The sequence below is a fragment of the Bacillus sp. SYZHCR11 genome (genome assembly GCF_057196865.1).
Map to the genome: position 1 here is coordinate 948,838 of NZ_JBXUND010000002.1, position 25,620 is coordinate 974,457.

Annotated in this window: 27 protein-coding genes; 8 read left to right on the forward strand and 19 right to left on the reverse strand. The window is 44.8% G+C overall.

The window, feature by feature from the left end; genetic code table 11:
* The first annotated feature begins 207 nt into the window (after positions 1–207).
* From AC2CGA_RS11520 to AC2CGA_RS11540, 5 genes are all read left to right on the forward strand, one after another.
* The gene (locus tag AC2CGA_RS11520) at positions 208–627 is read left to right on the forward strand and encodes a MarR family winged helix-turn-helix transcriptional regulator (protein WP_077723114.1); all 420 of its coding nucleotides are present in this window, start codon (positions 208–210) and stop codon (positions 625–627) included.
* Between the two features lie 20 nt (positions 628–647).
* Entirely contained in the window at positions 648–1,040 is a 393-nt protein-coding gene (locus AC2CGA_RS11525) for a rhodanese-like domain-containing protein (protein ID WP_077723115.1), read from the forward strand.
* Between the two features lie 5 nt (positions 1,041–1,045).
* On the forward strand, positions 1,046–1,471 hold the full coding sequence (locus AC2CGA_RS11530; protein WP_101562611.1) for an EVE domain-containing protein: 426 nt from the start codon (positions 1,046–1,048) through the stop codon (positions 1,469–1,471).
* Positions 1,472–2,520: 1,049 nt separating this feature from the next.
* Complete coding sequence (locus AC2CGA_RS11535; RefSeq protein WP_077723116.1) at positions 2,521–3,129, forward strand: transglutaminase-like domain-containing protein; 609 nt, start codon at positions 2,521–2,523, stop codon at positions 3,127–3,129.
* Positions 3,130–3,255: 126 nt separating this feature from the next.
* Positions 3,256–5,325 (forward strand): thioredoxin domain-containing protein, encoded by a 2,070-nt coding sequence (locus AC2CGA_RS11540; protein WP_139885512.1) that lies wholly within the window; start codon positions 3,256–3,258, stop codon positions 5,323–5,325.
* On the opposite strand, the gene AC2CGA_RS11545 is transcribed toward AC2CGA_RS11540, so the two are convergent.
* The gene (locus AC2CGA_RS11545; protein WP_069449129.1) at positions 5,322–6,218 is read right to left on the reverse strand and encodes a CPBP family intramembrane glutamic endopeptidase; all 897 of its coding nucleotides are present in this window, start codon (positions 6,216–6,218) and stop codon (positions 5,322–5,324) included. The genes AC2CGA_RS11540 and AC2CGA_RS11545 overlap by 4 nt on opposite strands.
* Positions 6,219–6,432: 214 nt before the next feature.
* On the opposite strand from AC2CGA_RS11545, the gene AC2CGA_RS11550 reads away from it, so the two are divergent.
* Positions 6,433–7,764, forward strand: coding sequence for an MFS transporter (locus AC2CGA_RS11550; protein ID WP_088037180.1), 1,332 nt, complete (start codon positions 6,433–6,435; stop codon positions 7,762–7,764).
* Positions 7,765–7,795: 31 nt separating this feature from the next.
* On the opposite strand, the gene AC2CGA_RS11555 is transcribed toward AC2CGA_RS11550, so the two are convergent.
* From AC2CGA_RS11555 to AC2CGA_RS11610, 12 genes are all read right to left on the reverse strand, one after another.
* Complete coding sequence (locus AC2CGA_RS11555; protein WP_004392999.1) at positions 7,796–8,176, reverse strand: VOC family protein; 381 nt, start codon at positions 8,174–8,176, stop codon at positions 7,796–7,798.
* Positions 8,177–8,232: 56 nt separating this feature from the next.
* Positions 8,233–9,171 (reverse strand): LacI family DNA-binding transcriptional regulator, encoded by a 939-nt coding sequence (locus AC2CGA_RS11560; RefSeq protein WP_024086045.1) that lies wholly within the window; start codon positions 9,169–9,171, stop codon positions 8,233–8,235.
* A gap of 62 nt (positions 9,172–9,233) precedes the next feature.
* Positions 9,234–9,992 (reverse strand): exodeoxyribonuclease III, encoded by a 759-nt coding sequence (gene xth / locus AC2CGA_RS11565; protein WP_484480201.1) that lies wholly within the window; start codon positions 9,990–9,992, stop codon positions 9,234–9,236.
* Complete coding sequence (locus AC2CGA_RS11570) at positions 9,989–10,546, reverse strand: methylated-DNA--[protein]-cysteine S-methyltransferase (protein ID WP_014306207.1); 558 nt, start codon at positions 10,544–10,546, stop codon at positions 9,989–9,991. The genes xth and AC2CGA_RS11570 overlap by 4 nt, the downstream gene beginning before the upstream one ends.
* Positions 10,543–11,124 carry a bifunctional transcriptional activator/DNA repair enzyme AdaA gene (locus AC2CGA_RS11575; protein ID WP_069449132.1) on the reverse strand — a complete coding sequence of 194 codons (582 nt, stop codon included), beginning with the start codon at positions 11,122–11,124 and terminating at the stop codon, positions 10,543–10,545. Before AC2CGA_RS11575 ends, AC2CGA_RS11570 begins: the two co-directional genes overlap by 4 nt.
* Before the next feature lie 188 nt (positions 11,125–11,312).
* Positions 11,313–11,552, reverse strand: coding sequence for a 30S ribosomal protein S18 (gene rpsR / locus AC2CGA_RS11580; RefSeq protein WP_004392983.1), 240 nt, complete (start codon positions 11,550–11,552; stop codon positions 11,313–11,315).
* 43 nt (positions 11,553–11,595) lie between these two features.
* Positions 11,596–12,114 (reverse strand): single-stranded DNA-binding protein SsbA, encoded by a 519-nt coding sequence (gene ssbA, locus AC2CGA_RS11585; protein WP_004392979.1) that lies wholly within the window; start codon positions 12,112–12,114, stop codon positions 11,596–11,598.
* A gap of 39 nt (positions 12,115–12,153) precedes the next feature.
* Positions 12,154–12,441, reverse strand: a complete 288-nt coding sequence (rpsF, locus tag AC2CGA_RS11590; protein WP_004392977.1) for a 30S ribosomal protein S6 — start codon at positions 12,439–12,441, stop codon at positions 12,154–12,156.
* A gap of 111 nt (positions 12,442–12,552) precedes the next feature.
* The gene (gene ychF / locus AC2CGA_RS11595) at positions 12,553–13,653 is read right to left on the reverse strand and encodes a redox-regulated ATPase YchF (protein ID WP_004392975.1); all 1,101 of its coding nucleotides are present in this window, start codon (positions 13,651–13,653) and stop codon (positions 12,553–12,555) included.
* Between the two features lie 126 nt (positions 13,654–13,779).
* On the reverse strand, positions 13,780–15,783 hold the full coding sequence (locus AC2CGA_RS11600; protein ID WP_014306209.1) for a molybdopterin-dependent oxidoreductase: 2,004 nt from the start codon (positions 15,781–15,783) through the stop codon (positions 13,780–13,782).
* Between the two features lie 46 nt (positions 15,784–15,829).
* Entirely contained in the window at positions 15,830–16,036 is a 207-nt protein-coding gene (locus AC2CGA_RS11605) for a DUF951 domain-containing protein (protein ID WP_004392973.1), read from the reverse strand.
* A gap of 85 nt (positions 16,037–16,121) precedes the next feature.
* Positions 16,122–17,147 (reverse strand): YkvI family membrane protein, encoded by a 1,026-nt coding sequence (locus AC2CGA_RS11610; RefSeq protein WP_139885513.1) that lies wholly within the window; start codon positions 17,145–17,147, stop codon positions 16,122–16,124.
* Between the two features lie 238 nt (positions 17,148–17,385).
* Between AC2CGA_RS11610 and AC2CGA_RS11615 the strand changes: the two genes are divergently transcribed.
* Positions 17,386–17,685, forward strand: coding sequence for a GNAT family N-acetyltransferase (locus AC2CGA_RS11615; protein ID WP_242522363.1), 300 nt, complete (start codon positions 17,386–17,388; stop codon positions 17,683–17,685).
* A 267-nt stretch (positions 17,686–17,952) separates the two neighbouring features.
* Positions 17,953–18,567: a spore protease YyaC gene (gene yyaC / locus AC2CGA_RS11620; protein ID WP_004392969.1), complete on the forward strand. Its 615-nt coding sequence runs from the start codon at positions 17,953–17,955 to the stop codon at positions 18,565–18,567.
* A 29-nt stretch (positions 18,568–18,596) separates the two neighbouring features.
* Here the strand turns inward: yyaC and AC2CGA_RS11625 are convergent, their stop codons facing one another.
* The 6 genes from AC2CGA_RS11625 to mnmE form a co-directional block, all read right to left on the reverse strand.
* Positions 18,597–19,448, reverse strand: a complete 852-nt coding sequence (locus AC2CGA_RS11625) for a ParB/RepB/Spo0J family partition protein (RefSeq protein WP_004392966.1) — start codon at positions 19,446–19,448, stop codon at positions 18,597–18,599.
* Positions 19,441–20,202, reverse strand: a complete 762-nt coding sequence (gene soj / locus AC2CGA_RS11630; RefSeq protein ID WP_007409899.1) for a sporulation initiation inhibitor protein Soj — start codon at positions 20,200–20,202, stop codon at positions 19,441–19,443. Before soj ends, AC2CGA_RS11625 begins: the two co-directional genes overlap by 8 nt.
* A 298-nt stretch (positions 20,203–20,500) precedes the next feature.
* Positions 20,501–21,352 (reverse strand): nucleoid occlusion protein, encoded by an 852-nt coding sequence (gene noc, locus AC2CGA_RS11635; protein WP_007409900.1) that lies wholly within the window; start codon positions 21,350–21,352, stop codon positions 20,501–20,503.
* Between the two features lie 121 nt (positions 21,353–21,473).
* Positions 21,474–22,193, reverse strand: a complete 720-nt coding sequence (gene rsmG, locus AC2CGA_RS11640) for a 16S rRNA (guanine(527)-N(7))-methyltransferase RsmG (protein WP_014306213.1) — start codon at positions 22,191–22,193, stop codon at positions 21,474–21,476.
* 13 nt (positions 22,194–22,206) lie between these two features.
* On the reverse strand, positions 22,207–24,093 hold the full coding sequence (gene mnmG, locus AC2CGA_RS11645; protein WP_004392959.1) for a tRNA uridine-5-carboxymethylaminomethyl(34) synthesis enzyme MnmG: 1,887 nt from the start codon (positions 24,091–24,093) through the stop codon (positions 22,207–22,209).
* A gap of 16 nt (positions 24,094–24,109) precedes the next feature.
* Positions 24,110–25,489 (reverse strand): tRNA uridine-5-carboxymethylaminomethyl(34) synthesis GTPase MnmE, encoded by a 1,380-nt coding sequence (gene mnmE / locus AC2CGA_RS11650; protein WP_004392954.1) that lies wholly within the window; start codon positions 25,487–25,489, stop codon positions 24,110–24,112.
* Positions 25,490–25,620 lie beyond the last annotated feature (131 nt).

Genomic DNA, 25,620 nt, shown 5'->3' on the forward strand with positions numbered 1-25,620 from the left:
CAAAGCAATCATTGGGCAGATGTAGGGAATAGTTGATCGTTAATGCAAAAGTAAAACGCGAAAACAAGCCGGCTCTTATCAGCATCGGCTATTCCGTTTTCAAGTTAGACATACCTTACCAAACATAAAACTTTAACCTTGTTTCCTGAAGATTAATCAGTTATACTGATTATATTGTTAAGTGATTATCATTAGAGGTGAATTTATTTGGAGAAATGGAATCAATCCTATGGTTTTTTACTCGGAAAAGTTCTTCAGCGCATGGAAAGTAAATTTGCCGAAGGGCTTATCCCATACGAGATTAATGCAAGACAATACGGAGTTCTTTTATTTATCAAAGAAAATCCTTACTCATCACAAAAAGAGATTTCTGAAAATCTTCAAATCGATCGGACAACGATGGTGAGTCATATCGATCATTTGGAAAATTTGGGATTCGTTGAGAGAACAAAGAATCCTAATGACAGAAGATCCTACAGCCTTAAGATTACCGAAAAAGGTAACGATGTATTGGATTCACGCTGGGAGTTTTTAATGAATACAGAATTAGAAGTATTAGCTCCATTAAACCAGCAAGAAAGACAATTACTTAAAAATTCTCTTATTAAAATCTGGAGATCACTCTAAAAAACAGGAGGTTTTACAATATGCAAGCTCTCGATTATTTTAACGCACGCCTCGACGCAACGATAAGCCCTATGGATTATTTGAAAGCGAAGCAAATGAATCCTGAGAAATACTACTTAATCGATGTGAGAAACGGTCCAATTCATGTAAGAAATGTAACCATTGAAGATGCTCATGTTATTCCTGAACAAGAACTGCAATCTCGTTTAAACGAAATACCGCAAGAAAAAGAAATTATTGTTTACTGTTGGGATGTCTGGTGCAATACAGCTGCCAAAGTTGCAAAGTTTTTATTAGAACATGAATACAAAGTGAAAGAGCTGACCGGGGGTATTGCAGCATGGAAAGAAATGAACTTTCCTGTCACAAACCCAGTTCAAGACAAGAACATACCGGATAATTGCGGGTGTTGAATTTAGTGGGAAATGAAAGATACTGGATTGGGGTTGCTTCTCGAGACCATGTAATGAAAGCAATCCAAGGCGGGTTTGCTCAGCTTTGTCATGGCAAAGAGGCACCTTTAAAAAAGATGAATAAAGGTGATTGGATCATTTATTACTCTCCAAAGGTACATTTTAAGGAAAGTACTCCACATCAAAAATTTACTGCTTTAGGTAAAGTTGTAGATAATAATATTTTTCAGTTTGAAATGGGAAATGACTTCAAACCTTTTAGGAGAAAAATAAGTTTTATTCATTGCACAGAAACACCGATTCGCCCATTAATCCCAAAGCTTTCTTTCATTAAAGACGAGCAGCGTTGGGGGTATTCTTTTCGATTTGGACATTTTGAAATAAGTGAAAAAGATTTTAAGCTAATTGCAAAAAAAATGGTCGATGCTTAAGGAGATTAGAAAATTCTAATCTCCTTAAAACTTTCTTATATATCTTTGACTTGTCACTCTTTGCATTCCGGTTCAACAAGTTTTAAAATTAACCATTTATCACATGGATTGAATTCCTGACATGCACTTGGTGGCATGACTCTTATAATAACCGGACATTAGGACATAAGTAAAATTTTTTATCTATCAGTGACAGGCAGCAGAGGGCGAGAAAGAATAAGCGATGACAGTACGACAGATGTATTTAATTGAATGGGGGATATTACAAGCTTCGTATTGGAGCCGCATATACCCTACGGTACTAGTAAGTGCAAACTTATGGGCATAATTTGATTTTTGCCCTCTTAGCAGGTCTCGTACGCACGGATTCCAGAGTAAGGGATATCATTGTAAATCATAATACTATTCTAATATCTATTAATGATCACAAGGAGATGTTAAATATGCATATTGTCATGATTGTTATGCAAACGTTCTCTATATTTATGTTTCTTATGACAAGTTTCAGAAAATTGACAGGCGATAAACGGCTATCGAAGAATTTAATATACTGAGACTACCACAATGGTTTCGTGTGTTCACAGGTGTCTATGAATTAGCAGCTTTAATTATCGGTTATTGGGATACAAGCTGGATTGCATTCGGTTCACTTCTGATTCTAATTTTTGCTATAGTCGGAACTTTGGCAATGGTGCGCGTTAAAGAACCATTTAAAAACATGATAATGATTATAGTGATAGCTGTTTTTGCCATTATCTTATTTATAAACAATGTCTTGGGTCTTTCAAATTTTCCTGATTTAACTAATTCATTTTTTGTGAAGGCTCTAAGAGAACCTAACATTCAGTGTGGTTAAGACCAAAAATTGGTGCCATTACATATTTTTAAGGCAGAGAACTAATCATAATTTGTGTTACACCTGTTCATATACACTTTATAAATATTCAAACTATGCTTTTAAGTAATCTCTTATTTTCTTCTTAATATATTTCCAATCATGTTCTATACTGTAGTATCATTCGTTAAAATGTGGGGAGGGGAGTGAAGAAATGAATTTGACATGTGAATCTAAAAACTTTGATGATTATTTACTTGAATTAAATGAAGTTGATTATTCTAATCCTATTATTTGTGCACTTGCAAATGAACTTTTCAATCCTTTGCAGACAGAAATAGAAAAAGTAAAAATAGCCTATGAATTTGTTCGAGATGAAATATCCCATACTTGGGATATTCAATCAAAGCGAGTAACTTGTAATGCTTCAGAAGTATTAACCTTTAAAGAGGGAATTTGCTATGCAAAGTCAAACCTATTAGCTGCCCTATTGCGCTCAGAAGGAATACCGACAGGCTTTTGTTATCAGCGTTTAATGTTGTTTAACACGCCAGATAAGGGATATTGTATTCACGCATTAAATGCTGTATTTTTTCATTCACTTAAAAAATGGATTCGATTAGATTCTCGCGGTAATAAAATAGGAATTGACGCTCAATTTTCACTTGATAAAGAGAGATTAGCATTCCCAATTCGACAAGAATTTGATGAAATCGACTATCCTTTGATTTATATAAGACCACATCCAAAAACAATTGCAGTTTTAAAAGAACATAAAAATGCTATCGAGATGTATAAACATCATTTACCCGAAAGGATATAATTGTTTATAAGAATTCCTCTTCTATACTTAATGAAGCCTTTCACGAAATCATAAAAGAATAAAATACATTAAATTATGGAAAAATAAATTCGAAATGATCATTTGTTTTATGAAAGAGGTGAGCCCATGCCAAACAATAGTAAACCCAACAGTTTAATCACGGAGAAGTCCCCCTATCTGCTCCAACACGCCCACAACCCCGTAAACTGGCACCCTTGGGGAGAAGAAGCCTTCGAAAAAGCGAAACGCTTAAACAAGCCGGTTCTTGTCAGCATCGGCTATTCGACGTGTCATTGGTGTCACGTAATGGCTCACGAGTCCTTTGAGGACGAAGAGATTGCCGGTATGTTAAACGATAAATTCATAGCCATCAAGGTTGATCGTGAGGAGCGCCCTGATGTGGATTCCGTGTATATGAGAATCTGCCAGCTGATGACGGGGCAGGGCGGGTGGCCGCTGAACGTGTTCGTCACACCAGATCAGAAGCCATTTTATGCGGGGACGTATTTTCCGAAGACGAGCAAATTTAACCGTCCGGGCTTTATCGATGTGCTTGAACATCTGTCCGAAACGTTTGCGAATGACCGGCAGCATGTCGAGGATATCGCCGAAAACGCCGCCGCTCATCTTGAAGTCAAGATTCACCCGGCTGAGGGCATGCTTGGCGAACAGGCGGTTCATGACACGTATCGCCAGCTGGCCGGCGGGTTTGACACGGTGTACGGCGGATTCGGCCAGGCTCCGAAATTTCCGATGCCGCATATGCTCATGTTTCTGCTTCGCTACTACAGCTATACGGGCAAGGAACAGGCTTTGGCCGGCGTAACCAAGACACTCGACGGCATGGCGAACGGCGGAATTTTTGATCACATCGGGTTCGGATTCGCCCGCTACTCGACTGATAATGAATGGCTCGTGCCGCATTTTGAGAAAATGCTGTATGACAACGCCCTTCTCCTGACTGCCTATACGGAAGCCTATCAAGTCACGGGTAATGAGCGCTACAAACAGATTGCGATGCAGATCGTAACGTTTATTCAGCGAGAAATGATGCATGAAGACGGCAGCTTTTTCTCAGCTTTAGATGCTGATACCGAAGGCCGTGAGGGGAAATATTACATATGGTCCAAAAAAGAAATCATGAATCTTCTCGGTGATGAACTCGGCCCGCTTTATTGCAAGGTGTATAACATCACAGATCAAGGCAATTTTGAAGGCGAAAACATCCCGCACCTCATTTTCACGCGGCGTGAGGCCATCCTCGAAGAGACCGGCCTCACCGGACATGAGCTGGCCGAACGCCTTGAAGAGGCAAGAACAAAATTGCTGGAAGCGCGTGAAAACAGAAGCTATCCGCATACAGATGACAAAGTGCTGACCTCATGGAACGCGCTCATGATTGCCGGGCTGGCAAAAGCCGCAAAGGTATTTCACGAGCCTGACTTTCTCAGCATGGCGGAAACAGCGATCCGCTTTCTCGAACGTCACCTCATGCCGGACGGGCGCGTCATGGTCCGATACCGCGAGGGCGAAGTGAAAAACAAAGGGTTTATCGATGATTACGCTTTTCTCATCTGGGGTTACCTTGAATTGTATGAAGCGGGTTTTCATCCGTCTTATCTGCAGAAAGCGAAAACGTTATGTACAAGCATGCTGGAGCTGTTCTGGGATGAACGGCACGGAGGTTTTTTCTTTACGGGGAATGATGCTGAGACTCTTCTTGTCAGGGAAAAAGAAGTTTATGACGGAGCCGTGCCTTCCGGAAACAGCGCGGCTGCCGTACAGCTGCTTCGTCTCGGCCGCCTGACGGGTGATGTATCACTGATTGAAAAAGCCGAAGCGATGTTTTCCGTGTTCAAACGGGAAATAGAGGCCTATCCGAGCAGCAGCGCTTTCTTCATGCAAAGCGTACTGGCACACACAATGCCCCAAAAAGAAATCGTTTTGTTCGGAAGGAAAGATGACCCGGACAGAAAACGTTTCATTGAGGCGCTTCAGGAGCATTTCACTCCCGCCTATACGATTCTCGCCGCAGAACATCCGGATGAGCTTGCCGGCATTTCTGACTTTGCCGCGGGTTATCAAATGATCGATGGGAAGACAACGGTCTACATTTGTGAGAATTTCGCCTGCCGGAGGCCGACGACGGATATTGATGAAGCGATGAACACCTTACAAATCAGCAGCAGAGCCTAGGCGGCCTGCTGCTTTTCTTTTTTCACAAAACGGAATACGAGCCATGCGAAGATGATGTTGATCACCAGAGTCGATATGCAATCGTATATTTCATAGCCGCCGGCTGCTGTTGTAAATATCGACGGAATGCCGCCGTATACCGAATGATCCTCTGTGAGAAAGATAAATAAAAACATATTATTGGCAGCGTGACCGCCAAGGGACATCTCCAGACTGCCCGTTTTAATCGTGATAAAGGTCCAGATCATGCCGATGGTAACATATCCGATTCCCGCCCAGAGAGCTCCATTTTCCATCTCCGGATTTCCGAAATGAAGTGCGCCGAATAATCCGCCGATAATGACCGTCAGAACCACCGCGTTTGCCGTCAATTTTCCGGCAAACTGAAGCAGAAAACCGCGAAAGAGAAATTCCTCCGCAGAGGTTTGAATCGGCACCAACAAGACGGCCGCCGCTAACAGCAGCAGAAAACGCGAAGCATGGAATTCCTGAAGCGTGAAACGATCCGGATGAATTAAAAAATCAATCAGCCCCGCGACAAACATCAGCACAACATATGTGCCGAATCCAAAGAAAATTCTCTTCCAGTTCAGCGACTGATTCGGTGTAATGATGGATAAAAACCGCCGCTTCATAATGAAACGAACCGCTATCCAAATGCCCGGAATCGCTATGAAATAGACGATATGCTGTAAATAAATATCCGCCAGCGGGTCACTTAATGCCGCCTCATCCCAATTTATCGTCAGTGAAGGATTGAAAGCGGACGTGAGAAACATATAAAACACGGTCAGTATGCTTCCGAAAAAGAACAAACCCACAATGAGCAACAGAGAAAGAAGATATCTCGATACACTATTTCTTCCCTCTGCGGGCCGTACAAACGTATTCATATTTATGCATCAACTTCCTTTCCTTCAACATTTTACAATATAAACAGAAACAGATATAGAAAATGTTATATATTTTAAGAAGAAAGCGCTATGCCGTTTCCTTTGGCTCTGGTTATTTACACTCTGTTTTTGCCAAAAAAAGACCTTTATAATGTATTCGTCAGATGAATTTACAGTATTTTCTGATTACAATTGCTAAGTCAGGGGGTTTTTTATGAAACATCAGACATTCTCAAATGTAGCGAACCGATTAGACCGTCTCCCCATTTCGCGTGTGCACTATCAAGTATTAACCGCTCTCGGAATCATCTATTTTTTCGATCTCGCTGATCTGTTTACGCTCAGCAACGTGGCTCCGGCGCTGATTGAGCATTGGGGCGTGAAGCTGTCCGTCATTGCCGACATCACGGCGGCATCCTTCCTGGGCATGTTTTTAGGCGCCTCCATCGGCGGAAGACTGTCCGATCGGATCGGCAGGAAAAAAGCGCTGAATTGTTTTGTCCTTGTCTTTTCGATCTCATCTTTTCTGAATGCACTGGCATGGGACATTCCGTCCTTAATGATTTTCCGCTTCTTGACCGGGCTCGGCGTCGCGGCCGCCATGATTGTGACGAACAGCTATTTGGCGGAATTTTTTCCATCATCCGTACGGGGAAAATACATCTCCTTTTGCGCCATGATCGGACTGATCGGCGTTCCCGTCACAAACGTTGTTTCCGCTTTTGTCATTCCTTTAGGCTCATGGGGGTGGCGGCTCGTATTCGTATGGGGGGCGGCCGGTCTCATTTATTTCTTTTTTATCCGCCGGCTTGAGGAATCGCCGCGCTGGCACGAAAATCGGGGCGCATATGATCAGGCAAACGCCATTATGAACCGTCTTGAAGCACGTATAGAGAAAGAAAAAGGCCCGCTTCCCGCGCCAAAAGAGGCGGCAGAAGTACATACAGTGAAGCACGCAGGCTACTTAGGGCTGTTTCAGGGCAGGAATTTAAAGATCACCATCATCCTGTCAACGGTATGGATTCTTGAAACCTTTGGCTTTTACGGCTTTGCTTCATGGGTGCCCAGCCTGCTGAAAAGCAACGGCATCACCATGGAAAAAACGCTGTGGTACAATGTGCTTCACTCTGTCGGCGCACCGCTTGGCGCATTGCTCGGTTCCATGATATCCGAGACGTTCCAAAGGAAATGGATTCTGGCCGCAAGCGCTTTTCTGACTGCCATTGCCGGACTGTTATACGGCATGACGTTTATTCCCGTCATGATTATTGTGTTTGGATTTGTCGTCAATGTCACGGAACGGGTTTTCACCTCAAACTTATACGCATATACATCGGAGCCGTATCCTACGGAATATCGCTCGGCCGGGAGCGGGCTGGCGTACGGGCTCGGCCGTTTTTCCAATATATTCGGCTCCCTGCTCGTCGGATTTATTGCCGTTAAGCTCGGCTACATCAGCGTCTTTTTGTTCATCGGCGGCTGCTGGCTTCTATGTTCCGTTTTGTTAATCCTCTTCGGTCCGAAAACTAATGCACAGCAAATTTAATCAATAAAACAGTGCGGGTTCCCCCGCACTGTTACACTGTGATTTCTATCAAATTGCCTTCCCCATCCTCTATCACGCTCTCATAATATCCGTCACCCGTCACGCGCGGGCCGCTTACAACCTGAAATCCGTCATTTTTAAACGTCTCCGTCAATTCATTCACCCGCTCCTTGCTGCCTGTAGAAAATGCGAGATGCGCCCATCCGGTCATATTCTGTGACGGAGCTTCATCAATGCCGCCTTTTTTCATAAGTTCCAGCCTGCATCCGGAGTCAAACGAAAGAAAATACGATTTGAAATCTTTTTTCTCATTATGATAAAGGTCATTGGCCTTGGCGCCGAAGTATTTCTCATAAAATTCTTTCATCCGTTCTAAATCTTTCACCCATATGGCCGCATGTTCAATTCGCATATGTCCGCCTCCTTTTTTTTCTCAATCTAGTTATAAAGCATGAAACCCATTTCAGCTCAAGACTTTTTCCGCTGAAATTGATGCATAATTTGTTTTTTAACCGTTTCTCCGTGCAAAAACAGCAAAAATGCTTCCCTTCCGACCCGTTCCAAATGAAGTTCCAGAGATGGGATATTCAATGCCCGGCTGACGCTCAGGTTTCCCTCGCCGATGATCTCCGCGTCCCATTTCTGTTCTTTCGCAAACTGGTACAAGCCGGCAGCCACATCATCACTGTGCGCATAAATGGCCGTCGGCGCCTTGTCGAAACCCCAGAAGTGTTCACCTGCCCGCTTTCCGTCGTCCATATCATGGCATCCGATCAGAATGCGGGTTTCATCAAGAGAGCCGAAAACCGCCTTATATGCGGTTACCTTGTCGGCCGTACTCGGGCTTTTTTCCGCTTCCCGCACACATGTAAAAGCAACATCTTGATGCCCGCGGTTTTTCAAATACAAAAAGCTTTCTCTGTAAGCTGCCTGCCTGTCATTATAAGCGCAGGGAATCTCTTGATGTTGCGTATATTCACAAGCGACAATGGGACCGTACTCCAGATAAGGCACAGCGGTTTCCCATTCATTCGCGCGGGACGTGACAATCAGTCCGTCAATCTTTTTCATTTTCAGCAGTTCGAAATAGGTCATCTCTATAGCGGGGTCATAGTTGGTGGGGAGAAGGGTTGTCACGTAATCATGGGCAAACGCTTCCTTCGTGATACCGTTTACAATTTTGTCAAAGCAGGGATGGTCGCTGTACGGCAAAATCACGCCGATTGTATTGGTCTTTCCTCGAATCAGATCAATGGCGGTTCGATTAGGGGTATAATCCAGCTCCTTCATCACTTGATTCACAAGACGCCTTTTCTCCTCAGATACGTACGGGTGTCGGTTTAATACGCGTGATACGGTAGCCACCGACACATTCGCCAGTTTCGCAATCTCTTTTATATTTGCCATGTGCTCCTCCATTTTTGGTGATAAAAAAGCAGCAAGAGTGGATTTCTCTTACTGCTATCTCATCATAAATCCACTGTCATTTCAACAGGGCAATGGTCAGAACCCATGATATCGGCGCAAATGGCCGCTTCGCTGATCCGCGGCTTCAGTCTGTCTGAAACAATGACGTAATCAAGCCGCCAGCCGATGTTTTTCTCACGTGCGTTCGTCCTGTAAGACCACCAGGAATAGGCGCCTTCCCGATCAGGATATAAATAGCGGAATGAGTCGGTAAACCCGGTGTTCAGCAGGGCGCTGAACGCTTCCCGCTCCTGATCCGAGAAACCGGCGTTCTTCCGGTTGGCTTTCGGATTTTTTAAATCTATCTCCCTGTGTGCGACATTCAGATCGCCGCATAATATCACGGGCTTCTTCCGGTCAAGCTTCTGCAGATACTCCTTAAAATCGGCTTCCCATTGAAGACGGTAATCAATTCGCTCTAATCCGCGTTTGGCATTCGGCGTATAACAGTTGACGACGAACAGGTTCTCAAATTCAAGTGTGATCACCCGTCCTTCTTGATCATGATCGTCAATTCCCAGTCCATAAAACACGTGAAGCGGCTTTTCTTTCGAAAAAACAGCCGTGCCTGAGTAGCCTTTTTTCACCGCGTAGTTCCAATAGTCATGATACCCTTCAAGCTGTAATGATACTTGTCCGTCCTGTACTTTCGTTTCTAGCAGACATAAAATATCGGCTTTCGTTTCCTGAACGTAAGTATTGATATCTATCTTTTTCATCACGGCACGTAAGCCGTTTACATTCCAAGAAATCAGTTTCATGTGTTCCCCCCTGTCCGGCTCAGCCGGCATTCCAGTGTTTCAATGTTTCCGCCCTCTAATGCCAGCAGCTGCTTTTTCATTTCTAAACCGCCTCTGAATCCGGTCAGTTTTCCGTTTTTTCCGATGACGCGATGGCACGGAACTGTAATCAATACCGGATTTTTCCCGATTGCGGCGCCCACGGCTCTTACGGCTGCCGGTTTCTGAATCATTTTTGCTATATCCGAATAGGAGTATGTCTCGCCGTACGGTATGTCCATAAGCGCTTTCCATACAGCAAGCTGAAATTCTGTCCCGTAAAGATCCACCGGCACTGAAAAAGCTGATCTGCCATTTTCGATGTACTCGGACAGCTCTGCCGTGTAAGACGCCAGCTTCTCATCATCACGTGCCAATCGGTATTGCGGCAGTGATTTTTTTGCCCACTGCTCAAGCTCTTCAAAGCTTCCATGATTTGAACCTATAAAGCAAAGCCCTTTAGATGTGGCGGCTGTATACAGGCTCCAATCATTCCGTGTGAAAAGTGTCCAATAGACCATTGTCTCTTTACTCATATTGAACCTCCCTGTCCCATTCCGGCAGTTTTTCGGTATTCTGTGGGCGAATTCCCGGTTCTCTTTTTAAAAAGAGTGGCAAAATGCGCTGTGTTTGGAATTCCGACCGTCAGAGCAATCTCCATGACTGTCATATCAGTATGCTTTAAAAGGTGTTCCGCCTTCGCCAATCTTATGTTCTGTATATACTCAATCGGGGATATTCCCCTGATTTTTTTAAATGTCCGCTGTAAATGATAAGGGCTGCCGTGACACATTTCGGCCAGTACACTCAGAGTCAGAGATTCGTGATAATGGCGTTCAATGTACTCAATGATTTGAGCAATCCATTCTTCATCAGGAAGACGAAGACCGTTCGGCCGGCACCTTTTACAGGGACGAAAATGTTTATCAAGCGCTGCATCAGCCGTATCAAACACCAGCACGTTTTCTTTATTCGGAACTCTCGATTTACAAGAAGGCCGGCAGAAAATCCCCGTCGTCTTTACTGCATAATAAAATGCCCCGTCATAAGAAGCATCATTGCGTATGATTGCGCTCCACTTTTCATCAGTCAGGATATTTCTGTCTGTCTCCATCTCAGCCACCCCCTGTTCTTCAGTATAAACAAATTCATTGCATAAGTACGCGTATTTGAATAGAGGAGCAAGATAACAAAGGTGTAAGAAGCACTTCCATGTTTCATGTGAAACATTTCGGCAGAATGGAGGGGGGCTGATATAAAAAAAGAGCAGGAGCCCGCAGGCTCTTGCTCTTTTCTTTCGGCTTACTCGCCAGTTACGTATGGAAGTAAAGCCATTTGACGTGCGCGTTTGATCGCGATAGTCAATTTACGTTGGTATTTCGCGTTTGTTCCAGTTACACGGCGAGGTAAGATTTTACCACGCTCAGAAACAAACTTTCTAAGAAGATCTACATCTTTGTAATCGATGTGCGTAATGCCGTTAGAAGTGAAGTAACAAACCTTACGGCGTTTCGCACGACCGCCTCTGCGTCCTCCTGCCATTGTCATTTCCCACCTTTCTCGTTATGAATATAGCGATAATCTATTAGAACGGAAGATCATCATCCGAGATGTCAATCGGCTTGCCGTCGTTGGCAAATGGATCATCATTAAAGCTGTTCCCTTGATTTCGTCTCTGGTTGTTCTGATTTCCGCCGAACGGATTATCATTTTGGCCTCCGCCAAAGTATTGGCCTCCGCCGCTGTTTCCTTCGTTGTATCCGCCTGATCCAGAACCGCCGCTGTTTTTAGGCTCAAGAAATTGAACACTTTCAGCTTGGACTTCTGTCACGAAGACACGCTGTCCCTGCTGATTTTCATAATTTCTTGTCTGGAGTCGGCCGTCTACGCCGGCAAGGCTTCCTTTTTTAAGAAAGTTTGCAACGTTTTCGGCTTGTCTTCTCCAAGTGACACAATTAATGAAATCGGCTTCACGTTCTCCGGACTGGTTCGTGAATGTACGATTCACAGCAAGAGTAAACGTGGCGACAGCCGCACCGCTTGGCGTATAACGAAGCTCTGGGTCTTTTGTCAGTCTTCCGACTAATACAACTCGGTTAAGCATATGAAAGACCACCTTTTAACATTATATATTTCAAATTGCTTATTCTTCTTCTTTAACAACGATGTGGCGAATGATATCGTCACTGATCTTAGCTAAACGGTCGAATTCAGCAACCGCTGCAGCTTCAGACTGAACGTTTAAGATTTGGTAGAAACCGTCACGGAAATCGTTGATTTCGTAAGCAAGACGACGTTTACCCCAATCTTTTGTTCCAGTGATCTCCGCTCCGTTAGAAGTCAATACGTTGTTGAAACGCTCGATAACTGCCTTCTTTGACTCTTCGTCAATGTTCGGACGGATAATGTACATAACTTCGTACTTTTTCATCTGTTTGCACCTCCTTTTGGTCTAAGCGGCCCTATAATGGGCAAGGAGCAATAATTCTATTACTCACAAGTTTATATTATACCAAAGCTCTTGTCCCTTTACAACTGTGTCCTATACATTAAATCGGAAATGAATGACATCTCCGTCTTGGACTACATATTCCTTACCTTCCAGACGCACTTTTCCGGCTTCTTTCGCTCCGGACATTCCGCCGCCTGCCAAAAGGTCTTCATAAGCAACCGTTTCAGCGCGGATAAAGCCGCGTTCAAAGTCAGTGTGGATGATACCCGCACACTCAGGAGCTTTCATGCCTTTTCTGAATGTCCATGCGCGCACTTCCTGTTCGCCCGCCGTAAAGTATGTCGCAAGGCCGAGAAGAGAGTATGACGCTTTAATCAGCTGATCAAGACCTGATTCTTCGATGCCGAGCTCCTCAAGGAACATTTGCTTTTCTTCGCCTTCCAATTCAGCAATTTCAGACTCAATTTTCGCACAGACGACGATAACTTCGGCATTTTCACCCGCGGCGTACTCACGGATTTTCGCAACGTATTCATTGTCTGAAGGATCAGCCACTTCATCTTCGCTTACATTCGCCACATAAAGCACGGGTTTTGACGTAAGCAAATGAAGCTGCTTCACAAGCTTTTGCTGTTCTTCCGTAAATTCAACGGAACGGGCAGGCTTTTCTTGTTCGAAAGCTTCTTTCAATTTAGACAGAATGTCAAATTCAAAAACCGCTTCTTTGTCTTTTTGCTTCGCAAGCTTGCTTACACGCGTGATGCGTTTTTCGACTGTCTCCATGTCGGCAAGAATCAATTCAAGATTGATCGTTTCAATATCGTCAATCGGATCGACTTTCCCTGACACGTGCGTAATATTGTCATCAGCGAATGCACGTACAACGTGGCAGATCGCATCAACCTGACGGATATGAGAAAGAAACTTATTTCCGAGTCCTTCACCTTTAGATGCGCCTTTTACGATCCCCGCGATATCAGTGAATTCAAACGCAGTCGGCACTGTTTTTTTCGGGTTCACCAATTCAGTCAGCTTTTGCAGACGTTCATCCGGCACTTCCACGATTCCCACGTTCGGATCAATTGTACAGAACGGGTAGTTGGCTGATTCGGCACCAGCCTGGGTAATTGCATTAAATAACGTCGATTTTCCGACATTCGGCAAACCGACAATTCCAGCAGTTAAAGCCATTCTTTCATCTCCTCTATATCAAACCATCATCGTATAAACGTATTGTAAACCTAGAGCAATTATAAGGAGGTTCATAGGAAAAGACAAGCTGAGAAAAAAGCATTTCCCGCCCTCTCTCTCCTTAGATTATCCTTTTTTAACCGCTACCAGACAGTCAAAAAGCGTACTTCCCATTCCATTATCGGAATTTGAATCCTTTGTGAGCATGTTGACGGAGCCTCCGAATGCCGCCCACATGCCTTCATCTATATTCACCGTCTTCGGGTGAGCCTGCTTCATGATTTTCACCCTGCCGCGCAGACGGCCGCGGTCATTGTATACCTCTGCCGTATCTCCGTCTTGAAGTGAAAGCTCCTCGGCGATATCCGGCGACAGGTCCACCTGAATCTGCTGGAGCTTTTCAATAAACGGCACGTGCTGTGAATGATTGGAGCGCTGCGGGTGAATGGACAGCAGCGTATACGGATATTTCCCGGCCAGTCCGGCGTCGTGATAAACGGACTCCTCCGGCACTTCCAATTGAGGGAGGCCGCTGTATCCTTTCTCTTCTGCCAGTGACGAGACGAATTCAAATTTTCCGCTCGGGGTTAAAAATTGAAAATCACTCCACGGAACCTGTTTAACCGGAAGCGGCATATGTCCTTTTTCCTTTAATTGCTCAAGGGTGATTCCTTCTTTCTCCAAAGAAGAGAGCCCCATTTTTAAGAAATCTTCCGCACTGTAATCAAACAGCTCCCCGAATCCGAGACGCTTTGCGAGTTCCGTCCAGATCCAGCGGTCTGATTTTGCCTCTCCCTGCGGTTCCGCAAGCTTCTTACCATATTGAACATAGTGATGATACATGCTGGAATAATAAATATCTTCCTCTTCGAAAACAACGGCCGTCGGCAGCACATAGTCACAGAGCTTCGCCGTATCGGTCATGACCGAATCAATGGCCACTGTGACCGGCGTTTTTTCAAACGCTTCCTTCACTTTTTTTGTATTCGGCACCTGTGTCAGCGGATTGCCGCACGTCACGATGATCATCTCAATCGGCGGGTCGGCTGCATTCAGCGCCTCTTCAGCTTGAGTCATCATCGAAAACGTTCTCGAACTTTTCTTCAAATCAGGACGAGTGAGCTCGGCCTTTGCAAAGCTTTCACCGACTTGCACATTTCCGAAGTTGGCGCCGCCGCCTTTGATACCGACATTTCCGCTCGCCGCAGCTAAAGCGTCAATCCACCGTATCGTCCCGCCCCCGTTTTTATATCTCTGCATCCCAAGACCCATAAAAGTGGAGGCGGGACCGTCAGCATATAAATCGGCAAGATATTCAAGCGCTTCTAAAGACGTTTCTGTTTTCTCAATAATCTCCTCAAAAGAAATCGTCTGCAGAAGCTTGTCTATTTCCTCAAAACCGACCGAATGCTTTTGAATAAAATCAGAATCGGTTCTGCCGGTTTGGCATAATATTTTTAAAACACCCGCCGCAAGCCAGCCATCCATGCCGGGTTTGACGGATATATACCGGTCGGCAAGCTTTGCAGTCGGGTTAAAAATAGGGTCAATGACCGTCAGTGTCGCTCCTTTTTTCTTCACCTGCTGCAGATGATGATAGAGGTGCATATTCGTCCGGGACACGTTTCTGCCCCATACGATCACATGCTTGCTGTGATAAATATCAAGCGGTCCATGCCCGTAAGAACGCCCGAAATCCCAGCGCTGCGCTTCAATGCCGGAACCCCAGCAAATGCTGCCCGCAATCTCGGTTACACCGCCGTATCCATTGAAAAAACGCTGGTCGAGCGCCTTCAAAAGACCGTTATTGGCGTAGTCATGACTGTGCAGCACTGCGGCAGTGCCCAACGTCTCCTTAATCACCGCCATTTTTTCAGCAATTTCATCTAACGCCTGCTCCCAGGAAATGCGGACAAATTCGCCGTCTTTCTTTTTTAAAGGAAAACGAAGCCGTTCCGGCGCATTCGTTTTCGTCTCCAGCATTCTGCCCCGGCCGCAAATTTTCCCTTCCGTAATGGGATGATTCGGGTCTCCGTCTACTTTCGTCACCTTTCCATCCTCAACTGTCACCAAAAAGCCGCAGCTGTCCCAGCAATTCAGCGGGCACGCTGACTGATGCACTTTGCTCATCGGGCCTCTTCCTCTCCTCTATATGAAAAAGCATGAGCGCCAGCCCTTATGATGTAGGCTCCTCATGCTTGACGAGTACTTTTTTCAGCTTTCTCTCAAAATCTCTTCTCGGAATCATGACACTGTGGGAACAACCCGTGCATTTGATCCGAATATCCATTCCCATCCGAATGATTTTCCATCTGTTTTCACCGCAAGGATGCGGTTTCTTCATTTCAACAATATCATTCAGGCCAAAGTCTTTATCCGCCAAGACCCTTCACCTCTCTCCATAGACTGCTTTATTTATTGTACAAAAAAAAACAGGATAAGAGCAACGGCCGCACTCAAAATGAGCATTATACTTTTTTCCATCTCCCTAAAATAGGGTAAAGAAGAAGACATACCAGCAAATAAAGACTTAAAAGCCCGTAAATGGGATATAAAATGGCGATCAAATCTGAAAAACCGATTGTCGTAAAAGGCACCATCACAGCTAAAAGAAGAGATACGAGCGTCCATCTCGGCAATTTCACAAATGCAAGCATGCGGCTGGACAGCCCGAAAAGACCGGTCACCGTTGTCGTATAGATGGCTAAAAAAAGCACGGCGGCCATACAAAGAAATAACGGATAAGGAGCGCCTTCAAGGACGGCGAAAAGAGGAATCTCATATTGTGTAAGACTGCCTGAAAGCTGTACAAGCGTTTCATTGTAAACAAATGAAATCATACCGAAAATCAGCCCGCTTGCAACGCTTGCGATTTTGGCTTCTCCCAGTCCCTTCATATCTTTCCCGATTGAAGAAAGAACAGCAACAACAGAAAGAATGTTTAAGGACGTGAAGGTAATGCTTGCCGGCCAATTATACTGGCGGGTCAAGTCTATCGTCCACGTGTAATGATGCGTTGTCTGAAAAAAGACCAATGCATATAACAGCCCCGCTACAAGAATCGGTATCAAAATACTATTCAGAGATAATATCCCTTTTATATCCCAAAAGAATAAACCCACGGTCACAATGCAAAGAAGAAAAATACCGATCCAAAACGGCAGCTTGTACATTTGCAGCGTCACACCGCCGCCGGCAATCATAACCATCGTCATTGAAAACAAATAAAACATAATAAGCATATCATAGACTTTAGCAAGAGCCGGCCCCATCAGATGCTCAAGCACAGGTAAAAAGTGCGTTGATTGAACCCGATAGCTGATCTTCAACACAATATAAGCCGAAATCGTAAACATGACTGTAAACAATACAATAGCCAGTCCGCTTTCGACACCGAAAAACTGCCATATTTCCTGCCCGCTTGCATACCCGGCCCCAATCTGGCTGCTTAATATGAGCAGCATCCACTTCATCCCGGCTCTCCACACCCTCATCACCTCATAAAATTTCTGATCATCTCCGCATATTGCTACTATATTGAGTGACAGCGGCAAACATTCATACAATTGGGACAAATATGGTATGATAACGACGATTGACTATTCAGAAACTTCATTTAAGTTAGGCGCTCAAATCATGGACATCCGGCGTTTAATCGCAAGTGATACCCAGCCTTACTCCGATTCAGGCTCAAAGCTTTAAAAGATCACCCGGACGCAATCGCCGTCAGCTATGAGGCCGTCCGAAAAATTCAAAGCCAGGCTTGAAGCCGGCAATGCCATCTTGCTTGGCGCCTTTGAACAAGACAGACTGATAGGAATCCTCAAGATCTCCAAGCATTCGCTGTTTAAACTAAGACACATTGCGGTTATTGGTTCTATGTATATTTCCCCCAAACACCGAGGGTCAGGCGCGGGAAAAGCTTTAATGACGGAAGCCATCAGCCAAGCAAAAAAGATGAAAGACACAGAACAGCTCCATCTCTCTGTTACTTCAACAAATGAACCCGCAAAAAACTCTGCGCTCAGTTAGGATTTATCCTCTTCTCTGCAGAAAAAAGAGCGCTGAAATTAGATCATCAGCAATATGTTGATGTAGATCAAATGGTCTTACTTCTTTCATGAACTTAGAGAACAACTGCTCTGGGTTCTTTTTTTCTATCCCGCTCTTTTCAAACAACCGGCATGCTGATCATGACATAAGCATAAAAAAAGGCAGCGCTGGATATACTGTAAACAACCATACATCACCAAAAACAACAATGTAATACTCGTATGACATGACAAGGAAGTGAACCTTATGAATCGAAAAGGCGGGCTTTTTTCTCAAGAACGGGCAAAACAATATGTTTCTCATACGGATTCTTCTGCTGCGAATCAAATACAAGCAATCCTTACTTCATCTTTACGTAAAGCAGCCGGCAGACCGTTAGTCACCGTATGTATCGGTACAGATCGGTCGACCGGAGATTCATTAGGTCCGCTCGTAGGAACAAAGTTAGAAAAAATGAATTTAGGCAGATTGCACGTTTACGGCACGCTGTCAGATCCTGTTCACGCCGTCAATATGAAAGACAAGCTGAAAGATATTCAACATCTACATAAAAATCCGTTTATTATAGCGGTTGATGCTTGTTTAGGCCGCGTCAAAAGCGTAGGCTCATTTCAAATCGGCGATGGGCCGCTGAAGCCCGGAGCAGGTGTTCAAAAAGACCTTCCTGAAATCGGTGACGTCCATATCAATGGAATCGTCAATGTCAGCGGGTTTATGGAGTATTTTGTCCTGCAGAATACGAGGCTTCATCTTGTTATGAGCATGGCAAATGTTTTAGCAGAGGGGTTACAGCTGACAGATAAATCAGAAGGCCGGCAGGAACGGCTCAGTCCGTTTCATAAGCTGACAAGACGTATATAAAAAACCATCTTTTTTTAAAAAGATGGTTTTTACGCTTCTCTTTCGGACAATAGTTCCAGGATACGTTCAAGATCTTCATTTGAGAAAAACTCAATCTCAATCTTCCCTTTTTTCTTTTGTCTCTTAATATTGACTGTTGTTCCGAAGTAATTTTGCAAATACGATTCCCGCTCTTTTAACACAACATCTTGAACAGGTTCTTTTTTCTTTGTTTCACGTGGAACATTGTTGTTTAACTGCTGAATCAGCTGCTCAAGCTGGCGGACGTTCAGCTGTTCTTCAACCACTTTCTTCACAAGCGGTTCAAGCTTGTTTTTATTTTTCAAGCCAAGCAAGGTTCTGCCGTGTCCCATGGATAACGTACCTTCTGCAATGAGGTTCTGGATGCTTTCCGGCAGCGTCAGCAGTCTTAAATGGTTGGCAATATGAGGCCTGCTTTTCCCGAGCCGTTTAGCGAGCTGTTCCTGGGTTAAATCCAAATGCTTCAGCAGTGAGTCATATGCCAGAGCTTCTTCAAGCGGTGATAAGTCTTCACGCTGAAGGTTTTCCAAAAGAGCGATTTCCCGCATCAGCGATTCAGATAAATCCCGCACGATAGCCGGCACTGTCTCTTTACCGGCAAGTTTTGCGGCGCGGTAACGGCGTTCGCCGGCTACAATATCATAGCCCTTCAATGATTTTCTCACGATAATGGGCTGAAGAATGCCATGCTGAATGATGGATTCCTTCAGTTCAGCTAATGACTCATCATCAAATTGTTTTCTTGGCTGATAAGGATTGGGGCGTAAATCACTGATTTTAATTTCTTCCACTGTCTCTTCAGACAAATCAACCTGATTAAACAACGCGTTAATCCCTTTTCCGAGCCCGCCTTTAGCCATTCGCTGCCACTTCCTTTGCTAAATCTAAATATACTTCCGCACCTCTCGAACGCGGATCGTATAATATGATCGGCTTGCCGTGACTCGGCGCCTCACTTAAACGGACATTGCGAGGAATAATGGTTTGATACACTTTATCTCTAAAGTATTTCTTTACCTCTTCTATCACTTGAATGCCGAGATTCGTTCTGGCATCAAGCATCGTCAGAAGCACTCCTTCTATCATTAAGTCGGTATTTAAATGTTTTTGCACAAGCCGAACTGTATTTAATAATTGACTCAATCCTTCAAGAGCGTAGTATTCGCACTGAACCGGGATAACGACTGAATCTGAAGCGGTAAGCGCATTAATCGTTAATAACCCGAGAGACGGAGGACAATCAATAATCATGTAATCGTAATTTTGTTTCACAGATTCTAATGCTCTTTTCAGCCTGACCTCCCGTGAGATTGTCGGAACCAATTCGATTTCCGCTCCCGCAAGCTGGATCGTGGCCGGAATGACATCTAAGTTCTCTACTGAAGTCGGTTTAATAATATCTGTAACATCTGCATCATCTACTAAAATGTCGTACACACAATGATCCACATCGGCTTTTTCAATCCCTAATCCGCTCGTTGCATTGCCCTGCGGATCAATATCAACAAGAAGAACCCTTTTACCTATGTAAGCCAAGCAAGCCCCCAGATTAACAGAAGTCGTCGTCTTCCCGACTCCGCCTTTTTGGTTCGTAATTGCTATGATTTTTCCCACGATGTCACCTACCTTCACATGAACATGTACTGTCTTGTTTCTATCTTATCAAAAAAAGAGTAAAGCGTTTTATTTTTTTCATAATTTGTTTATCAGCAAGTGAAAAAAATGTAAACGAAAAAGACACTTTCTAATATAAGTTCTCCGATAAAGTGACTTTTTTGACTGTAAAAAGACAATTCACGACACAAAAAGATAAAATTTTACATATGTAATGTATAGTGCACAATAAATCTATTATTATCTCAAAATAGTTTTTTGATTAAAATAAAAACTCCCCTGCTGATCAGGAGAGTTTTTATTTAGGTATCCGAATGGTAAGCTGGATGTACTCTTCGAATTCTTCTTCTTCAGTGTTCAGCCTGACGCCGCTGTCTTCCACCATGGACAGTGACTGACGAATCGTATTCATCGCAATTCTTGTATCCCTGCTGAACGCTTTGCGTCTCGGCTTTGGTTTCTGCTTATTCTGTTCAAGCATTTTCACCACTCTGTCTTCTGTCTGCTTGACGTTTAAGCTTTTCTCAATGATTTCCGCAAGCAATGTGACCTGAAACTCCGGCTGTTTGAGCGGAATCAGTGCTCTTGCATGACGTTCCGTAATTTTTTTCTCCATAATCGCATCCTGGACGGGTTCCGGGAGCTTTAACAATCGGAGCTTGTTCGCAATCGTTGACTGGCCTTTTCCTAAGCGCTGCGCCAAGGCTTCCTGTGTTAAATCATGAAGTTCTAACAGCCTTGCGTACGCATGAGCTTCCTCAATGGAGGACAATTCTTCCCTTTGCAGGTTTTCAATCAAAGCGACAGATGCTGTTTCCGTATCAGAAAAATCTTTAATAATTGCGGGAATCTTCTCCCATTCAAGCGTCTGTACCGCTCTCCAGCGCCTTTCACCCGCAATGAGCTCATATTGTCCTTCATCTTCTGTATGTCTGACAACAATCGGCTGAATGATGCCGTGTGTATGGATAGTCATTGCTAACTCTTTGATTTTTTCATCTGAGAAAATGGTGCGTGGCTGAAAACGGTTGGGAACGATAGCATGTACCGGTATTTCGAGTATCTCTTCTTTGTTTGTATCATGCTCAGCTATCTCCGGTTCCTCTTCCTTCTCACCAAACCCGAAGAAACGAGAGAATGAATGCTTCATGTACCTACACCACCTTTAAAAACTGCCATTTTTATAATTCTATTTTCTCATGGTTTTTCCTGCTGTATCTTCATCAATTTTGCAGAAAATATGATGGAATTGTCACATCAGGCTGTCTAAATTACCCTTCAATTGGCGATTTATTTGGAGTACCCGGTTTTCTCGGATATTTTTTCGGAGTGCTTTTCGTCTTGCGAATGATCATAATGTTCCGTTCACTTTCTTCAACGGGAAGTGTAAAGGAATGAACTTGTTCAAGCTCTCCTCCCAATACTTTAATCGCCTTTTGCCCCGCTTTCAGCTCTTCATCAGCGGCTGCAGCTTTTAGTGCCGCAAATATACCGTTTTTCTTGGCCAGCGGCAGACAAAGCTCACTCAGGACTGACAGACGCGCCACTGCACGGGCCGTCACGAGATCGAAGCTTTCCCGTACGTCTTTCCGCTGTCCGAATGTCTCCGCTCTGTCATGGACAAATGTCGTATGCTCTAATTGTAAAGCATCAGAGAGAGTTTCCAAAAACGTAATCCGCTTATTCAGTGAATCGACGATGGTGACATGCAGATGCGGGAAGCAGATTTTGACGGGCAGGCTTGGAAAACCGGCGCCGGCGCCGACGTCACAAAGAGTGGTGACCTTTTCAAAATCAATATAAAATGCCGCCGTTATCGAATCATAAAAATGCTTGAGATAAACTTCCTTTTTCTCAGTGATGGATGTCAGATTCATTTTTTCGTTCCATTCCACGAGCATCCGGTAATACAACTCGAATTGCTCCAGCTGGCGGTCAGAAAGGGAAATCCCTTTCTCCGCTAAACTGGATGTAAATTCCTCTATATTCATGCCGTCATCCTTTCTATTCAGCTACCTTGGCAATACGGCCCTGCTCCAGGTATACCAGCAGGATTGAAATGTCTGCCGGATTGACGCCGGAAATACGGGACGCTTGAGCAACTGATAAAGGACGCACTTCTTTCAGCTTTTGACGGGCTTCAGTAGCAATTCCTTTAATGGCGTCATAATCAATCCGATCAGGGATTTTTTTGTTTTCCATTTTCTTCAGCTTTTCCACTTGCTGCAAGGATTTTTCGATATATCCTTCATATTTCACCTGAATTTCCACTTGTTCCGCCACATCTTGCGGAACCGGAGAATCTGCAGGCGCAAGTTTTGTCACTGTTTCATAGTTCATTTCCGGACGTTTCATTAAATCTGTGCCGCGCACTCCGTCTTTCAGCTCGCTTCCGCCGAGTGAACGGATATATTCCTGATTCTCAGGAGACGGCTTGATAATAACAGACCAGAGACGTTTTTTCTCTGCCTCGATCGCCGCTTTTTTCTTCTCAAACGCTTCATAGCGCTCATCAGAAATTAAGCCGATCTCATGGCCGATTTCCGTCAGGCGAAGATCCGCGTTGTCGTGACGGAGCAGCAGTCTGTATTCCGCCCGTGAAGTCAGCAGACGATACGGTTCATTGGTTCCTTTCGTTACCAAATCATCAATCAATACACCGATATAAGCATCGGAACGGCTGAGGATCACTTCTTCTTTTCCAAGCGCTTTGCGGCCTGCGTTGATCCCTGCCATAATTCCTTGCCCGGCTGCTTCCTCATAACCTGATGTACCGTTAATTTGACCGGCTGTGTACAGGTTAGGGATTTTTTTCGTCTCCAGTGTAGGCCAGAGCTGCGTCGGTACAATCGCGTCATACTCAATCGCGTATCCGGCTCTCATCATCTGCACCTTTTCCAGTCCCGGAATGGTCGCCAGCATCCGCTGCTGCACGTCCTCAGGAAGACTCGTGGATAGACCCTGAACGTATACTTCCTGCGTATTTCTGCCTTCCGGCTCAAGGAAAATCTGATGGCGCGGTTTATCATTAAACCGAACGACTTTATCTTCAATCGAAGGGCAGTATCTCGGTCCCGTTCCTTTAATCATACCGGAATACATCGGCGAACGATGCAGGTTGCTGTCGATGATCTCATGAGTCTCAGGACTCGTGTAAGTCAGCCAGCAAGGCAGCTGATCGGTAATGTATTCAACCGTTTCATATGAGAAAGCGCGCGGAACCGGGTCCCCCGGCTGGATTTCTGTTTTGCTGTAATCAATGGAATCGCTTGAGACACGAGGAGGCGTGCCCGTTTTAAAACGGACGAGATCAAAACCGAGCTCCTCTAAGTGCTCAGAAAGTTTAATAGACGGCTGCTGGTTATTCGGACCGCTTGAGTAAGACAGATCCCCGAGAATGATCCGCCCTCTTAAATACGTTCCGGTTGTCAGCACGACCGTTTTTGCCTTGTATTCAGCACCGGTTTGCGTAATGACACCGCGGCACTCTCCGTCTTCAATGATTAAACGCTCGGCAATCCCTTGAAGAAGTGTCAAATTCGGTGTTTTTTCCAGCGTATGCTTCATTTCGTGCTGATATTGGAATTTATCCGCCTGCGCACGCAGCGCCCGTACGGCCGGACCTTTTCCTGTATTCAGCATTCTCATTTGAATATGAGTTTTATCTATATTTCTAGCCATTTCTCCGCCGAGTGCGTCAATTTCGCGGACGACAATCCCTTTCGCGGGGCCGCCGACAGACGGATTACATGGCATAAACGCAACCATATCAAGATTAATCGTCAAAACAAGCGTTTTGGCTCCCTGGCGCGCGGATGCGAGGGCAGCCTCAACACCGGCATGCCCGGCGCCGATGACAATCACGTCGTATTGGCCTGCTTCATACCCCATGGTTTTTTCCTCCCTTTTATTTACCTAAACAAAATTGTGAAAAGAGCTGATCAATTAAGCTTTCGTGGACGGCATCACCGATGATTTCGCCCAGCAGTTCCCAGCACCTTGTCAAATCAATTTGCACCATATCAATCGGAACATCCTGTTCAATCCCGTTCAGCGCATCATCAATCGCTTGCTTTGCCTGATGCAGAATCGAAATATGACGGGTGTTGCTGACATAGGTGAGATCTCCGCTTTCGATCGCTCCTGTATAAAATAGCGACTGAATCGCTTCCTCTAAATCTTGAATGCCTTCTTCTTTCAGCAATGAGGTCGTGACGACAGGCCGGCCTTTCGCCAGTTCCTTGACGCGCTCAGCGTCAATCTTAGCCTCAAGGTCCGTCTTATTCATAATGACAATGACGTCCATTCCCTCAACCGCTTCAAACAATTTCACATCTTCTTCAGAAAGCGCTTCGCTGTGGTTAAGCACAAGCAAAATGAGATCCGCTTCCTTCAGAACCTGCCGTGACCGTTCCACACCGATTCTTTCGACGATGTCTTCTGTCTCACGGATTCCGGCGGTATCGACAAGCCGAAGCGGCACGCCTCGCACGTTGACATATTCCTCAATCACATCACGCGTCGTTCCCGGAATATCGGTTACGATCGCCTTCGTTTCATGGACAAGGCTGTTAAGCAGAGAGGATTTCCCGACGTTCGGACGGCCGATGATCACGGTAGACAGTCCCTCACGCAAAATTTTCCCCTGCTCAGACGTACGGAGCAGCGCCTCGATTTCTTTCTTCACGCCGCTTGCCTTCTCCACTAAAAGCTGATGCGTCATTTCTTCGACGTCATCATATTCCGGATAATCTATATTCACCTCAACATGGGCAAGTGTTTCTAACAACTCATCACGCAGACGGCGGACAAGCGCGGAAAGCCGTCCTTCCATCTGGTTCATGGCGACATTCATGGCACGGTCCGTTTTGGCCCTGATCAGATCCATCACCGCTTCCGCCTGTGAAAGGTCAATCCGTCCGTTTAAAAATGCGCGCTTCGTAAACTCACCGGGTTCTGCCAGTCTCGCACCTTCTCTTAAAGCAAGCTGGAGCACCTGATTAACCGTCACAATACCCCCGTGACAGTTGATTTCAATGACATCTTCCCTTGTGAATGTTCTGGGCGCTCTTAAAACAGACACCATGACTTCCTCAATAATCCGTCCCGTCGTACTGTCCGCGATATGCCCGTAATGAATGGTATGCGATTCTGCCGAACTGAGCGTTTTGCCTTTCGGACCCTTGTACATTTTGTCGGCGATCTTTACGGCTTCCGGGCCGCTCAGCCGAACGATCGCAATCGCGCCTTCACCCATCGGAGTTGAAATCGCTGCAATTGTATCCATGCTGTTCACCTCTCTTTATCTCTGTTTCCATCTATATAAAAAATTTATTTATGCCAAAATTAAAAGATAACATAGTTTGGTTTGAAGTGGAAGATACGTTATCCACAAAAGCAGAAATTCATCCCTTATTA

What these genes read in the sequence shown, in the direction of transcription:
- xth (WP_484480201.1), bottom strand. Translation starts at nt 9,992, where the DNA reads ATGAAACTGATTTCTTGGAATGTAAACGGCTTACGTGCCGTGATGAAA.
- AC2CGA_RS11540 (WP_139885512.1), top strand. Translation starts at nt 3,256, where the DNA reads ATGCCAAACAATAGTAAACCCAACAGTTTAATCACGGAGAAGTCCCCC.
- yyaC (WP_004392969.1), top strand. Translation starts at nt 17,953, where the DNA reads ATGAATCGAAAAGGCGGGCTTTTTTCTCAAGAACGGGCAAAACAATAT.
- AC2CGA_RS11575 (WP_069449132.1), bottom strand. Translation starts at nt 11,124, where the DNA reads ATGGAGACAGACAGAAATATCCTGACTGATGAAAAGTGGAGCGCAATC.
- ssbA (WP_004392979.1), bottom strand. Translation starts at nt 12,114, where the DNA reads ATGCTTAACCGAGTTGTATTAGTCGGAAGACTGACAAAAGACCCAGAG.
- AC2CGA_RS11555 (WP_004392999.1), bottom strand. Translation starts at nt 8,176, where the DNA reads ATGCGAATTGAACATGCGGCCATATGGGTGAAAGATTTAGAACGGATG.
- mnmG (WP_004392959.1), bottom strand. Translation starts at nt 24,093, where the DNA reads ATGGGGTATGAAGCAGGCCAATACGACGTGATTGTCATCGGCGCCGGG.
- AC2CGA_RS11525 (WP_077723115.1), top strand. Translation starts at nt 648, where the DNA reads ATGCAAGCTCTCGATTATTTTAACGCACGCCTCGACGCAACGATAAGC.
- AC2CGA_RS11570 (WP_014306207.1), bottom strand. Translation starts at nt 10,546, where the DNA reads ATGAGTAAAGAGACAATGGTCTATTGGACACTTTTCACACGGAATGAT.
- AC2CGA_RS11600 (WP_014306209.1), bottom strand. Translation starts at nt 15,783, where the DNA reads ATGAGCAAAGTGCATCAGTCAGCGTGCCCGCTGAATTGCTGGGACAGC.
- rpsR (WP_004392983.1), bottom strand. Translation starts at nt 11,552, where the DNA reads ATGGCAGGAGGACGCAGAGGCGGTCGTGCGAAACGCCGTAAGGTTTGT.
- noc (WP_007409900.1), bottom strand. Translation starts at nt 21,352, where the DNA reads ATGAAGCATTCATTCTCTCGTTTCTTCGGGTTTGGTGAGAAGGAAGAG.
- rsmG (WP_014306213.1), bottom strand. Translation starts at nt 22,193, where the DNA reads ATGAATATAGAGGAATTTACATCCAGTTTAGCGGAGAAAGGGATTTCC.
- AC2CGA_RS11610 (WP_139885513.1), bottom strand. Translation starts at nt 17,147, where the DNA reads ATGAGGGTGTGGAGAGCCGGGATGAAGTGGATGCTGCTCATATTAAGC.
- AC2CGA_RS11625 (WP_004392966.1), bottom strand. Translation starts at nt 19,448, where the DNA reads ATGGCTAAAGGCGGGCTCGGAAAAGGGATTAACGCGTTGTTTAATCAG.
- AC2CGA_RS11560 (WP_024086045.1), bottom strand. Translation starts at nt 9,171, where the DNA reads ATGGCAAATATAAAAGAGATTGCGAAACTGGCGAATGTGTCGGTGGCT.
- AC2CGA_RS11545 (WP_069449129.1), bottom strand. Translation starts at nt 6,218, where the DNA reads ATGAATACGTTTGTACGGCCCGCAGAGGGAAGAAATAGTGTATCGAGA.
- rpsF (WP_004392977.1), bottom strand. Translation starts at nt 12,441, where the DNA reads ATGAAAAAGTACGAAGTTATGTACATTATCCGTCCGAACATTGACGAA.
- mnmE (WP_004392954.1), bottom strand. Translation starts at nt 25,489, where the DNA reads ATGGATACAATTGCAGCGATTTCAACTCCGATGGGTGAAGGCGCGATT.
- ychF (WP_004392975.1), bottom strand. Translation starts at nt 13,653, where the DNA reads ATGGCTTTAACTGCTGGAATTGTCGGTTTGCCGAATGTCGGAAAATCG.
- AC2CGA_RS11535 (WP_077723116.1), top strand. Translation starts at nt 2,521, where the DNA reads ATGAATTTGACATGTGAATCTAAAAACTTTGATGATTATTTACTTGAA.
- AC2CGA_RS11615 (WP_242522363.1), top strand. Translation starts at nt 17,386, where the DNA reads ATGAGGCCGTCCGAAAAATTCAAAGCCAGGCTTGAAGCCGGCAATGCC.
- AC2CGA_RS11550 (WP_088037180.1), top strand. Translation starts at nt 6,433, where the DNA reads ATGAAACATCAGACATTCTCAAATGTAGCGAACCGATTAGACCGTCTC.